This window comes from Rosistilla carotiformis (genome assembly GCF_007753095.1).
Classification (GTDB): Bacteria; Planctomycetota; Planctomycetia; order Pirellulales; family Pirellulaceae; genus Rosistilla; species Rosistilla carotiformis.
In genome coordinates, this window is record NZ_CP036348.1 from 259,239 (window position 1) to 271,277 (window position 12,039).

The following is a 12,039-nucleotide window of genomic DNA, read 5'->3' on the forward strand; positions in this document are numbered from 1 at the left end:
AGGACTCGTCTAGATTCCCGCAGTCGGTTCTCCGCCCGCTTTGCTACCCATGGCACCCCAGATGCCATAAGGGCTGAGCCCGCTCGTTCGTTCCGGTTGGCTGAGGTCGCCGGTGTCGATCGTTTCGGCGACGAAGTGAGTGGAGCCGTCGGCACGCAGTGTCATCACGCCGCCGGGGTGGTTGCTGGTAGGTGTGATCACCGAGGTGACGCTGTCGCCGCTAGAGCTGGTTCCATCGGCACAGCTGGCCGAGTTGGGGGGCAGTACTGTGTTGAAGCCGGCCCGTTCGGCTTGCCCATCGGCAAGCCACCATCCGCCGCGTCCTTTGACGACGCTGGCATCCAGGTAGAACGTGCCATCGGTCTCGGCCAGGCAGTTCAGTGGGCTCAGTTGGATATCCGCGACGCCTGTGGTGACTCCTTCCGCGACTCGGATGGTTCCGGTTCGGGTTCCTTGGCTGTAGGAGTTCACCTTCCGTTCGCTCATCGCGATCGTGTTGCTGGTACCGTCGAGGATGTCGCGAAATCGGCTGCCATCCCGTTTTGCAAAGACTCCGCGGACCGAGGTCGCATCGCGGGTGCTTCCCATTTGATCGCCGAGACTGAATCGGTAATTGAAGTGGTTGGTTTGGTTTCCGGAGAAGTTATCCGAGGGGCAGTGCAGCATTTCGGGGGCAACGTTCCACGGTGTCCAGGAGTCCCAGGTGTTGCCGCCGAACGGAGGCCTGGTGCCATCGCCTGCGGCGATCTGGTCGTACATCGGCCCTTGTTCATAGAACGGCATCAATGGAATCAGCCCGTTCAAGCGGCCATTGTTCTGGAAGGTGCCGCTGGTCGTTCCGGTCGCCCGGGGAACAAAGCTGCCGTGGGTGTCGTGGTAATTGTGCAGTGCGAGGCCGAGCTGTTTCATGCTGTTGGAGCACTGCATTCGCCGCGCTGCTTCGCGAGCGGCTTGGACGGCGGGTAGCAGCAGGCCGACCAGGATGCCGATGATCGCGATCACGACGAGAAGTTCAACGAGTGTAAAGGCAGAACGGGATTGTTTCATGGGATGGATGCCAAAATGGGGGGGGCAGGGATAAAGCGGCGCAAAACGAAGCACTCGCGGACATCGGAAGAGCTGGTGTGTGTTGCAACACGAGCACGGTTGCACGTAGCCTTCGCTGGACATCGGGTGGGGAGCGTGCACTGAATGCACGCAAAATGCGCCGCAGCGGGTGTTTATCTTCCTAAGCGAATCTATTCTAGAACCCGATGCGATGACCGCAATTGTCAATGTGGATCGTTGGGGTTGGCCAGATTGGCTGGTTTCTGCTTTTGTGAGATTCAGGTGGAGGGCGATGGCCCCGTTTGTTTCAGTTGCGTCGACAGAGGTAGCATCGTGTCGATGCGGTGCGGTCTGCCGGTTTCTTCCGCTTCCCCTGGATCGGTGTATCGCGCCGGCGGGGTGCTAGGTCGCGCCGAAGTCAGTGAGCGGTCTTTCTGTCCCAAATCGCTTTGTCGATACGATGTCGATCGCGGCGTTTGTCGGTCGACTACTTATAGGTAGAGAGCCTCTCGGGCGACTTCAGAATCAACCCTTGCGGAAACAAAGCGATGCAGATTGCACAAAAGATCACTCCGTTTTTATCTTTCGAAAATTGCGCCGAAGCGGCGGCGAACTTTTATGTCTCGGTCATTCCCAATTCGAAAATCGTGCGGGTCTTGAAGCACCCGGCCGAAGGCAATGTGTTGACCGTTGATTTCGAATTGGCCGGGATGGCGTTTGTCGCCCTCAACACCGGACAGCCGTGGCAGTTCACTCCTGCCTTCTCGATGTCGGTGGGGTGCGATTCGCAGGAGGAGATCGATCGGCTGTGGAGCGCTCTGAGCGAAGGCGGCGCTGAGGTACAGTGCGGCTGGCTGACCGATCGGTTTGGCCTCTCTTGGCAGATCGTGCCGGCGCAGATCGGCCAGTGGATCAACGATCCCGATCCGGCGGTCGGCGCTCGTGTGCTCGAAGCGGTTTGGCAGATGACCAAGCTCGACATGAACCGGCTACAAGCGATTTACGAAGGCAAGTGATTGTTCCCTTTTGGGGGCAATTCGAAGCGAGGCTGCGACGCTTCTCCCTGCGGTGCAAAAAGCTTGTGGCCGCGAGAAACGCAACCGCCAAGCCGTAACATCCATAATGTTTCTGTCTTCGTCGAACGGCTTCCTGGAATCTCGAGCGAGGATGGGATTAAGGCGACTCCGCAAACTCGGCGTAGCCTTGGCCCTCGAGTTCATCGGCAGGAATGAAGCGGAGGGCGGCGGAGTTCAGGCAGTACCGCAGCCCGTTCGGTTCGGGGCCGTCGCTGAAAACATGTCCCAGGTGCGAATTGCCGTGTTTGGAGCGGACCTCGGTGCGCGGCAGGATCAGCTTGTAATCGGTGTGTTCGACGACGTTATCGCGGACCAGCGGGCGAGTGAACGAAGGCCAACCGGTCCCCGATTTGAACTTGTCCTTGGAACTGAACAATGGCTCGCCGGAGACGAAGTCGACATAGATCCCCGCCTGTTTGTTGTCCCAGTAAGTGTTCTTGAAAGGCGGTTCGGTGGCGTCCTGTTGCGTGACGCGGTACTGCAAATCGGTCAGCTTGTCGCGCAGCACCGTTTCGCTGGGGCGAGAATACCGGCTGCCGGCGTCTGCCGAATCGGTGCTCGCTGCAGCGGCGGCTTTTGTTTTGGGGTGGTAGTTGCGGTCGTCTCCCCAGGCCGCATCGATGAACTCGTCGCGTCCCGACATGCGTCGGTAGAAGCTGTATCGCAACGGATTTTTCTTGTAGTAGTCTTGGTGATAGTCTTCGGCCAGGTAAAAAGTCGAAGCGTCTTGGATCGGCGTGACGATTTCTTTCTCGAAGCGTCCCGATTCGGCGAGCTGTTGTTTCGAGGCGGTCGCTTGTTCGCGTTGCGCGTCGTTGGCGACGAAGATCGCCGACGTGTAGGAGCTACCTTGATCGACAAACTGGCCGTAGCGATCGGTCGGGTCGATGTTCCGCCAGAAGATCTCCAGCAGGTCCGAGTAGGCGATTTGGTTTGCATCGAACGTCACGCGGACCGCTTCGACATGTCCGGTGTCGGTATGCGAAACCTCTTCGTACGTGGGGTTCTTCTTATGGCCGCCAGTGTAGCCCGATTCAGCGGCGATCACGCCGGCTTGCTTCTCGAAGGGGGGCTCCATACACCAAAAGCAGCCGCCAGCGAATATAGCGGTTTCGATTTTTGCGTTGGCGGGGATGTTGAGCTGTTTGCTGGAACTGGAGTTCCGGTCGCCGGCGATCAACCAAACCGAAAACCCTGCGATCGCGAGCAATGGAATCAAAAAGAGAAACGTGCGTTGCCTGGTCATGGATGAATCTCCCAAATAAAGGCTAGGTACTGTCTGTACCCTATTGGGACGGAGCCATCGCAGGATTCTTACGCAAAATATGTTCAGAAAGTCACCGATCCCCCGCGGTAAGGTGGTGCGTGTTGTTTGGGAGTGGCGACGTCGCCCCGGAGGGGGCAGCATCGGTAGCTCGGGGCGAAAGCTCGAGATGAAGGCGTGACTGTAGTGCTACGCAGTTAATCCCGTTCCTGTCGCTCTGAATGTCAGGGCATCAGTTCTTGGGAGCCCTGCTGGAGCGCTTGCACGTTGCATCGTCCTACGGGCCCGTTGACTTGGCTTTTGAACGGTCAGAGTTTCGCGTGAAAACCAGCTGTTTTGTGGATGTTCGCTTCTCCATTTGTTGAATGTTCTGGAGCGGAGCGGATTCAACAGGGGCTTCTTAACGCGGAACCAAACTGGAAATCGGTTGGTAGTCGACGGTGTCGCAAGGCTGGAAACCGGCCGGCCAGCAGGCGTTCATCCGGCACAGCAGGCGTTGTTGCAGCGGTGCATCCAGATTCACTTGTTGTACGACAACGCGAACTGTTTCGGCGGGGCATTGGCTGAGCAGTCGTTCGATGTCGCGAGCCAGATAGCGAGGGGTGTACCCGAGCATCGATCCATTCGCTTCGAGAGCGATTGCATGCGGGTCGATGGGGTTTTCAGGTTCCTGTCGTACGGTGAGTGAATCGCCAGGATGCAGGTGAGAGATCCGTTCCGCGGCAGTAGGCTGGAAGCGAATTCCGTGGACAAAGAAGAAATTGACGAAGCAACCTTGGGAATCTGGCACCGGCTTGGGGAAAACTTCGATTGCATCGGTCTTGCGGATTCCTTCGCTTCGCCCCAATAGAAGCAGTGGTTCGGGCGGGTCGTCGGGGTCGAAACCATTCCACTCCAAAAACTGCCGGAACTCGGGGCGCGAAGCGGGTAGCAAACGGTTCTTGAATACTGGGAAGAGGCTTGTTGACTCGTAAACCTGGTGCAGATCTTCCATGCCGTCCAACGGACGGAACCCTTCGATCGATCGGGCCCCTTCGGTGTAGCTGAAGCGAAAGCGACGGTCCCCCAGTTCGCTGTAGAGGCAATCGAGGCGGGCGACGGCGGCCCAGCGAGGCATCGGCTGTTCAGCATGCCAGGCAACGAAGACGGTTTGGTTGGGGGGAGTCATAAGGTGGCGATGAGGTTGAGCAATCGGGTTCGATTAATCTCCAGCAGTCGGATTGTAAACTCACGAGCTGTTAGAGAGATGCGCGATTCGGGGACTCTGTTAACGATATCACTCAATTTATGTGGCGACAAATGCTGGAGTCTCTGCAGCCAGATCGTCGCCGCTTGAATGTTTCGTTGCGAGAACGCTTCGGCCGCATCGTAGGTGGTGATCGTTCGTGTGTCTTGAGAGTTGCGGAAGAAAGCAGATCGCGCACGCGACGTGTAGGCGTCCATTTGCCGCTGTGAATCGCCAGCGTCCAGTCTTCGCCGTCGCTTGAGATCCGTTTCGTTCCGTGCCAAGCCTGCCCCGTGGTCGAAGGTCGGAGCAAGTTGCGTCGTGTCACCGCGGACCGCACCCCAGTTTTGGTGATGGCGATCTTGGTTTGCTATCAGTGCGTCGAGGATCGTGTACCCAATAAATACCGCTCCCGCCGAGGATGCCTCGTGGGGAACCGAAGCGATTTGATCGGGAGGGGCGAGTTTTGAAACGACTTCCCAGACCGCGTCGACAGTGTGTTCTTGCACGCTGTAGTGTTTCTCATCAGCGCTCGGGTATGCAGGATCGACTTCCAGCAGGAGTTGGTTGCCAAGGATTAGGCTTCGTGGTTTGGCAGCGATGTTCTGGCAGATCACGCCAGGTAGGTTTTGGTGGGTGTCAAAAGCCAGTTCGTAGTGTACGTGAGGAAGTCCTAGTTCTTGACAGATTTCGCAGGCGATGCGTTCGGCCCAGTCTTCGCCGGTTTGGCGGTTTTCTGCCTTGAACATCATTCGCCGGTCACCGTCGTGGTACCAGTACTTGGGTTTGGTTCCCAGTTGCTCCAGGTCTTCGGAGTCGAGCGAGCTAACTTTGTAGATCGGAAAGCTTGCCACGGTTGTTACCCAAGTGTAGAGGTCGTCGCCACCTTGGCATGTTAAGCCTTGACGTGCTTCCTTCAATATCGATGTTCGGTCGCTCTACGAAAAAAGCCCTGGCTTCGCGGGGAAGCCAGGGCTTTTCGTGTTTTTGTTTTGCGGACAAATGGGCGTTGAGGGACTCGAACCCCCGACCCCCTCGGTGTAAACGAGGTGCTCTAACCAACTGAGCTAAACGCCCTTGGGTCGCATCGCTTGCGATGCGGGATCGCGCCGGGTGGGCTGCGATCTGGCCGACTTGCTGTTTGCAGTCGGCCTTGGTGATCTTGCTATCGTCGCTTGAGTGGTTGAATCTAAAGCGGAATTTCTAGCCGGAGATCATTCGGTTGCGCTTGCTGCGGCGTTCGGCACGCAGACGGTTGCGGCGGTTGATTTCGCTCGGCTTTTCGTAGAATTCGCGACGTCGCATCTCTTTCTTGATGCCGCTGCGCTCTACGAGTTTGCGGAATCGACGGACTGCTTCTTGAATCGTCTCCCGATCACGGACAACCAACTTAACCATTATTTTTCCTGCACATAGGTTCGGATTTCGCCCTCCAAAATTGAAAGGTTGGGGCTTTCGTCGGAACGCTTCATTCCAACGCAGCGATACACTTTGAGAACTCCCAAACATACATCGCAAACAGCTAGGTCGGACATAGTAACAACCGATAAGCTGCTTTGTCCACTGGACTTCGGTAATTTTCAGCTGTTTGGTTGCCCTGGAGCCGGCGGCGCGCGAGGGCCGATCTGGAACGTTCCCTCTCCATGAATCGGTCATTTTTGGGCAGATCATGACCCCCTTGCCGTAAAGCCTGCCAAAATTCCCTATTCTTCGCAGGCGTCAGCAGAGGAACAATCGGACCGGGGGGCATTTTTTGCTGTCGCAGCGGCCGATGAAGCCTTGCATTAGGAAGGGGCACGATGCCCGCCATTGATACAGCATTATCAGATTCCGAGGCAAGGATGTCCCCCGCAAACCCTCCAACTGCTGCGACGATGAAACCGGGCGATCTGCTGCACGACCTCGATCGTCGTCAGGATGATGTCTTAACCCAGTTGGATGAGCTGCAAGCCAAGCTCGACGGTGTGCTTGCCGAACTGGGAATCACGGCGATGGGTGACGGCGATCTCGACGCGGCGGAGTAGCCGACGCGAATTGCCCACAAAAAAACCGGCTCGATCGCTCGACGCCGGTTTGATTTGATCTCGCTCGCGGCAACGCTCTGCCGGGCTGGAATCGTCGGTTGGCTGCCCGGTAGGTCGGGCCTACTTGTAGTCGTCCGCGTCCAGCGAAACGCAAACGATCTCTTCGTCGTTGCGAGCGAACAGATGTTTGCCGCTGTACGCCGGGTGCGACCAGACGACCGAGCGGCCGAAGCATTCGCCGGTCGGTTCGAGGACGTGGAAGCGGCCGATTTCGCGGTACTCTTTCGAATCGATCGCCGCGATGATCAGGTCCCCCGTCTCGCTGAACAGGAAGAACTGGTCGCCGTGTTTGGTGACAAAGGCGGTTCCGTGTTTGGCACGTCGCTCGCCACCAGTCGTCGGGGCAAAGGTGGTCCACAGTCGATCGGAGGTCTTGGTGTCGATCGCTGCGAAGTGGCCGACTTGGCAATCGCTGCCGTAGATCACGCCGTCGACGATCATCGGCGTCGAGTTGGCACAATAGATCGATGTCTTCTGCTCGCCGCGCCACAGTTCCTTGACGGTCGGTTGGTCGCTGCCCAGTTCCAGCATCACCGATTCGGAGCCGATCCCGCTGGCAAACATTAGGTTCCCGTCATGCTGCGGCATCGTGATCGACATGCCATAGAGCGGGGTGAGGGGGACATCCCAGAATGGCTTGCCCGTCTTGGGATCGAGGCTTTCGATTCCCTTGGGGCTGAAGGTGATCAGTTGCCGTGTGCCGCCGGCTTGGATGATGCGAGGCGGACAGTAACCGATGTCGTTGCCAACGGTGGGGCGTTTCCAGATCTCTTTGCCGGTCATCTTGTCGAGCGAGACGACCGATTGAGTTTCGCCGCCAACCATGCAGATCAATTGATTGCCATCGACCAGTGGGTGAGCCGCGTGTCCCCAGATCGGGACTGCGGAATTAAAGTCCTTTTTGAAGCTGCGCTGCCAGATGACGCTGCCGTCGGCAGTCGACAAGCAGAACAAGTCCCCTTCGGCACCGAGAGCGTAGACGCGGTCGCCATCGACGGTGGGGGTGCAGCGTGGGCCGGCCGGGTAGGAGATGCTGTAGGAGCAATCGTAGGCGTGTTCCCAAATCTTTTTGCCGGTCTTGGCGTCGAAGCAGAGGACGCGTTCTTGGCCGCCGAGGGTCGCTCGGGCTCCCGGATCGTTGACCGCTTCGCCCGAGGTGCGGACGTAGTCGGTTACATAGACACGTCCATCGGCGACCGATGGTCCGGCGTAACCTCCCTTGATCGGCATCCGCCAGACGGTCTTCAGGCCTTCGGCGGGGATCGACTTGATCCATCCGGTTCCGCCTACGTTACCGTCGCGATTTTCCCCCATCCACTGTGGCCAATCGGCCTGAGTTGGGATGGCGGCGGCCAGAGCGAGGCAGAGTGTCAGCAGCGATCGCATGGGGGAAGCTCCTTGGGAAGTGGTGGTTCGGTGTCGCGAGTGTTTACAAAACAAATGCGGCAGCGTCCGTTGGTCGCTGCCGCATTTGCGATTCACTATAGCTTGGCGGTCGCCGTGCGGGCCACCGCTTCGACGCATCAACGACCTGAATCGCCGATACGTCACTTTAGTTCCCTGGCTAGTCCGAGCGACTATTTGGTTGGGAACAGCGGTCCGCCGTATTGCGCTTCGCTGCCCAGTTCCTCTTCGATGCGAAGCAATTGGTTGTACTTCGCCATGCGGTCGCTGCGGCTGGCCGAACCGGTCTTGATCTGTCCGGTCGACAGAGCGACGGCCAAGTCGGCGATCGTGCTGTCTTCGGTCTCGCCACTGCGGTGGCTGGAGATGCTGGTGTACTTGGCGCGGCTGGCCAATTGGATCGCTTCGATCGTTTCGGTCAGCGTACCGATTTGGTTGACCTTGATCAGGATGCTGTTCGCGATGCCTTCGTCGATGCCGCGTTGCAGGCGTTCGGTGTTGGTCACGAACAAGTCGTCGCCGACCAATTGGACTTTGTCGCCCAGCTTTTCGGTCATCAGCTTCCAGCTGTCCCAGTCGTCTTCGGCACATCCGTCTTCGATCGAGCAGATCGGGTAGTTGGCACACCAGTCGGCCATGAAGTCGACCATTTCGCTGCCGCTGAGTTCCTTGCCGTCGATCTTGTACTTCTTCGAATCGCCGTCGTAGAACTCGGTCGAAGCTGCGTCCAAAGCGATGAAGATCTGTTCGCCCGCTTTGTAGCCGGCGTTGTCGATCGCTTGCATGATCAGGTCCAACGCTTCGCGGTTGCTGCCCAGGTTAGGAGCGAAACCACCTTCGTCGCCGACCGAAGTGTTCAAGCCCTTGCTGGACAGAACCTTCTTCAGGCTGTGGAAAATTTCGGTGCCGGCACGCAGGCCGTCGCTGAACGAATTGAAGCCCAGTGGCATCACCATGAACTCTTGGATGTCGACCGAGTTGTCAGCGTGCGAACCACCGTTGAGGATGTTCATCATCGGTGCTGGCAGGATCGACGCGTTGACGCCACCGAGGTAGCGGTACAACGGTTGTTGGGTGAATTGAGCGGCGGCGCGGGCGGTGGCCAGCGAGACGCCCAGGATCGCATTGGCTCCCAATTCGCTCTTGTTGGCGGTGCCGTCGAGTTCGCACATGCGGCTGTCGATCGCGCGTTGGTCGATCGCGTCCATGCCGGCCAGAACCGCGGCGATCTTGTCGTTTACATTGGCAACCGCCTTGAGGACGCCTTTGCCCATGTAGACCGATTTGTCGCCGTCGCGAAGTTCCCAAGCTTCATGGACGCCGGTGCTGGCCCCACTGGGGACCGCGGCGCGGCCAAAGCTGCCATCCATCAGAGTGACTTCGCATTCGATGGTTGGGTTGCCGCGCGAATCCATGATCTGACGGGCGTGTACGTTTTCAATCAAGCTCATTTTAATGTCCGATGCTTGTTGGGAGGAATCGATTGCTCGCCCTGTTTCAACCCGGTGGCGTCTATCGCTGCGGGCAAGGCGTGTTATAAAAACGGAGGGCTGGGTCGATATTTTGCCTCAAAGCCCAAGATTTGAGAAGCGGACGCGTTAATCCTCACCAGTCGTCGAGAGCTCAGCCGGCCGCGATTCGAACTCCTGGATTGGATTGCATGTTTACAGGTCTCGTCGAACACCTCGCCACCGTCGCTCAGCTCCTTCCGCAGTCGCCGGGCAAGCGGATCGAGGTCGATGCCGGCCCCGTTGCCGAAGGGGCTCAGATCGGGGATAGCGTCGCCATCAATGGCTGTTGCTTGACCGTAATTGAGATCGACGGCCAGCGGCTGTCCTTCGAAGCGGGGGAGGAAACGCTCAGCCGAACCGATTTGGGGCAGCTGGTCGCGGGTTCGCTTGTGAATTTGGAACGAGCCCTGCGAGCTGGCGACCGACTCGGCGGGCACTACGTTTCGGGGCATGTCGATGCCTTGGGGACGTTGATTTTGCGTGAAGAAGACCCGCCGTGGGCTAAACTGTGGTTTGGCGTGCCGCCCGAACTGACTCGGCAGATGGCATCCAAGGGGAGCGTAACGGTCGACGGCGTCAGTCTGACGTTGGTCGACGTGCAGGACGACCGCTTCAGCGTGGCGTTGATCCCGCACACATTGCAAGCGACAACGCTGGGCAGGCTTGCCGTCGGCGATCGCGTGAATATCGAAACCGACGTGTTGGCGAAATACGTTCAGCGTCAATTGGAAACAGAAGACAGATGGTCAACCGACAAACCGCCAGCTACCTGACAAAACGATTCCAACAGACGGGCATGCGCCCGCTGTCTCGGTTTGGCCAGAACTTCTTGATCGACCTGAATCTCGTCGATCTGATCGCCGACAGTGCGGACATCGATGACCGCGACCTCGTGTTGGAAATTGGCACCGGGACCGGTTCGCTGACAACGCGTTTGGCGGCCCGAGCGGCGCATGTGATCACTGTTGAAATCGACACCAACCTGGCTCAGATCGCTCAGGAGGAGTTGGAGGATCTGCCGAATGTCACGATGCGGTTGCACGACGCGCTGAAAAACAAGAACAACTTCGACCCCGAACTGCTGGAAAACATCCGTCAGGAGTTCGATAAACTGCCGGCCAAGCGGCGGCGTTTTAAGTTGGTCGCCAATCTGCCGTACAACGTCGCCACGCCGATCATCTCGAATCTGCTTCGCAACGATCCGATCCCCGATGTTATCTCGGTGACGATTCAAAAGGAGTTGGCCGATCGGATCGTCGCTCCACCCGGTACGAAGGACTACAGTGCGCTGAGCATCTGGATCCAGAGTGTCGCCAATGCGAGCATCGTTCGCACGCTGCCGCCGGGCGTCTTTTGGCCGCCACCCAAAGTCACCTCGGCGATCATCCGGATCGACACCGATGCCAATTTGCGGGCGCGGATCGACAACATCGATTTCTTTCATGAGAAACTGCGTGCGCTCTATTTCCACCGCCGCAAGTTCCTTCGCAGCGTCGTGCTGAGCGCGATGAAAGGCGAATTGGACAAAGCCCAAGTCGACGCCGTGCTTGAGAAGCTGGGCTTCAGCGGCGAGATCCGAGCCGAGCGTCTGACCGTCGCCCAAACGATCGAGCTGATCAATGAGCTGGGGACCGCGAGCGCCGAGGCGAAGTAACGCCGGGGCGGTTTTCTTCGGGTCCAGGATGCTGCGCTACCACCGCCTCACCGCACCCGCCCGGCGAAGCTGGGAGGGTCGGAAAACGAGCGTTTAGCTAGTTTTTCGGGGAGGGCGGTTCTTCGGATCGATCGGTTTCGTAATGCGCAGACTCCCCTCCCCGAACTTCGCTTCGCTGGTTCGACCCTCCCCCTGTCAAACTTCGTTTGGGGGAGGGTGAAGTGTCGGCCAGTTTCACCCGCCCGGCGAAGCTGGGAGGGTCGGAAAACGAGCGCTTAGCAAGTTTTTCGGGTAGGGCGGTTCGTCGGATCGAACGCCGTCCATATGTGTAGACTCCCCTCTCCGAACTTCGCTTCGCTGGTTCGACCCTCCCCTGTCAAACTTCGTTTGGGGGAGGGTGAAGTGTCGAGCAGTTTCACCCGCCCGGCGAAGCTGGGAGGGTCGGAAAACGAGCGCTTAGCAAGTTTTTCGGGTAGGGCGGTTCGTCGGATCGAACGCCGTCCATATGTGTAGACTCCCCTCTCCGAACTTCGCTTCGCTGGTTCGACCCTCCCCTGTCAAACTTCGTTTGGGGGAGGGTGAAGTGTCGAGCAGTTTCACCCGCCCGGCGAAGCTGGGAGGGTCGGAAAACGAGCGTTTAGCTAGTTTTTCGGGTAGGGCGGTTTGTCGGCTCGATCGCCGTCCATATGCGCAGGCTCCCCTCCCCGAACTTCGCTTCGCTGGTTCAACCCTCCCCTGTCAAACTTCGTTTGGGGGAGGGTGAAGTGTCGAGCC

Annotated in this window: 11 protein-coding genes and 1 tRNA gene; 4 read left to right on the forward strand and 8 right to left on the reverse strand. The window is 58.3% G+C overall.

Annotation, left to right across the window (positions count from 1 at the left end):
- Positions 1–9 precede the first annotated feature (9 nt).
- Positions 10–1,047, reverse strand: coding sequence for a DUF1559 domain-containing protein (locus Poly24_RS00960; RefSeq protein WP_145089179.1), 1,038 nt, complete (start codon positions 1,045–1,047; stop codon positions 10–12).
- 548 nt (positions 1,048–1,595) lie between these two features.
- On the opposite strand from Poly24_RS00960, the gene Poly24_RS00965 reads away from it, so the two are divergent.
- Positions 1,596–2,063: a VOC family protein gene (locus Poly24_RS00965; protein ID WP_145089182.1), complete on the forward strand. Its 468-nt coding sequence runs from the start codon at positions 1,596–1,598 to the stop codon at positions 2,061–2,063.
- A 157-nt stretch (positions 2,064–2,220) separates the two neighbouring features.
- Here Poly24_RS00965 and msrA read toward each other — a convergent pair whose 3' ends face one another.
- From msrA to rpsU, 5 genes are all read right to left on the reverse strand, one after another.
- The gene (msrA, locus tag Poly24_RS00970) at positions 2,221–3,369 is read right to left on the reverse strand and encodes a peptide-methionine (S)-S-oxide reductase MsrA (RefSeq protein ID WP_145089184.1); all 1,149 of its coding nucleotides are present in this window, start codon (positions 3,367–3,369) and stop codon (positions 2,221–2,223) included.
- Positions 3,370–3,787: 418 nt separating this feature from the next.
- Complete coding sequence (locus Poly24_RS00975) at positions 3,788–4,555, reverse strand: HIRAN domain-containing protein (protein ID WP_145089187.1); 768 nt, start codon at positions 4,553–4,555, stop codon at positions 3,788–3,790.
- Entirely contained in the window at positions 4,552–5,532 is a 981-nt protein-coding gene (locus tag Poly24_RS00980) for a HipA domain-containing protein (RefSeq protein WP_145089190.1), read from the reverse strand. Before Poly24_RS00980 ends, Poly24_RS00975 begins: the two co-directional genes overlap by 4 nt.
- A gap of 83 nt (positions 5,533–5,615) precedes the next feature.
- Positions 5,616–5,689, reverse strand: a tRNA-Val gene (locus Poly24_RS00985).
- 126 nt (positions 5,690–5,815) lie between these two features.
- Positions 5,816–6,010: a 30S ribosomal protein S21 gene (gene rpsU / locus Poly24_RS00990; protein WP_145089193.1), complete on the reverse strand. Its 195-nt coding sequence runs from the start codon at positions 6,008–6,010 to the stop codon at positions 5,816–5,818.
- 443 nt (positions 6,011–6,453) lie between these two features.
- On the opposite strand from rpsU, the gene Poly24_RS00995 reads away from it, so the two are divergent.
- Positions 6,454–6,636, forward strand: a complete 183-nt coding sequence (locus Poly24_RS00995) for a hypothetical protein (RefSeq protein WP_145089196.1) — start codon at positions 6,454–6,456, stop codon at positions 6,634–6,636.
- Between the two features lie 120 nt (positions 6,637–6,756).
- On the opposite strand, the gene Poly24_RS01000 is transcribed toward Poly24_RS00995, so the two are convergent.
- A complete protein-coding gene (locus Poly24_RS01000; protein ID WP_231753397.1) occupies positions 6,757–8,082 on the reverse strand; it encodes a PQQ-binding-like beta-propeller repeat protein in 1,326 nt (441 codons plus the stop codon).
- Between the two features lie 191 nt (positions 8,083–8,273).
- Positions 8,274–9,551, reverse strand: coding sequence for a phosphopyruvate hydratase (gene eno / locus Poly24_RS01005; RefSeq protein ID WP_145089199.1), 1,278 nt, complete (start codon positions 9,549–9,551; stop codon positions 8,274–8,276).
- A gap of 209 nt (positions 9,552–9,760) precedes the next feature.
- Here eno and Poly24_RS01010 point away from each other — a divergent pair, with 209 nt between their 5' ends.
- Both Poly24_RS01010 and rsmA read left to right on the forward strand, forming a co-directional pair.
- Positions 9,761–10,384, forward strand: coding sequence for a riboflavin synthase (locus tag Poly24_RS01010; protein ID WP_145089201.1), 624 nt, complete (start codon positions 9,761–9,763; stop codon positions 10,382–10,384).
- Positions 10,354–11,265, forward strand: a complete 912-nt coding sequence (gene rsmA, locus Poly24_RS01015; protein ID WP_231753398.1) for a 16S rRNA (adenine(1518)-N(6)/adenine(1519)-N(6))-dimethyltransferase RsmA — start codon at positions 10,354–10,356, stop codon at positions 11,263–11,265. Before Poly24_RS01010 ends, rsmA begins: the two co-directional genes overlap by 31 nt.
- Positions 11,266–12,039 lie beyond the last annotated feature (774 nt).

Bases quoted from the DNA above. Each gene is read 5' to 3' on its own strand.
- eno (WP_145089199.1), bottom strand. From the start codon at position 9,551: ATGAGCTTGATTGAAAACGTACACGCCCGTCAGATCATGGATTCGCGC.
- Poly24_RS01010 (WP_145089201.1), top strand. From the start codon at position 9,761: ATGTTTACAGGTCTCGTCGAACACCTCGCCACCGTCGCTCAGCTCCTT.
- rsmA (WP_231753398.1), top strand. From the start codon at position 10,354: ATGGTCAACCGACAAACCGCCAGCTACCTGACAAAACGATTCCAACAG.
- msrA (WP_145089184.1), bottom strand. From the start codon at position 3,369: ATGACCAGGCAACGCACGTTTCTCTTTTTGATTCCATTGCTCGCGATC.
- rpsU (WP_145089193.1), bottom strand. From the start codon at position 6,010: ATGGTTAAGTTGGTTGTCCGTGATCGGGAGACGATTCAAGAAGCAGTC.
- Poly24_RS01000 (WP_231753397.1), bottom strand. From the start codon at position 8,082: ATGCGATCGCTGCTGACACTCTGCCTCGCTCTGGCCGCCGCCATCCCA.
- Poly24_RS00960 (WP_145089179.1), bottom strand. From the start codon at position 1,047: ATGAAACAATCCCGTTCTGCCTTTACACTCGTTGAACTTCTCGTCGTG.
- Poly24_RS00975 (WP_145089187.1), bottom strand. From the start codon at position 4,555: ATGACTCCCCCCAACCAAACCGTCTTCGTTGCCTGGCATGCTGAACAG.
- Poly24_RS00965 (WP_145089182.1), top strand. From the start codon at position 1,596: ATGCAGATTGCACAAAAGATCACTCCGTTTTTATCTTTCGAAAATTGC.
- Poly24_RS00995 (WP_145089196.1), top strand. From the start codon at position 6,454: ATGTCCCCCGCAAACCCTCCAACTGCTGCGACGATGAAACCGGGCGAT.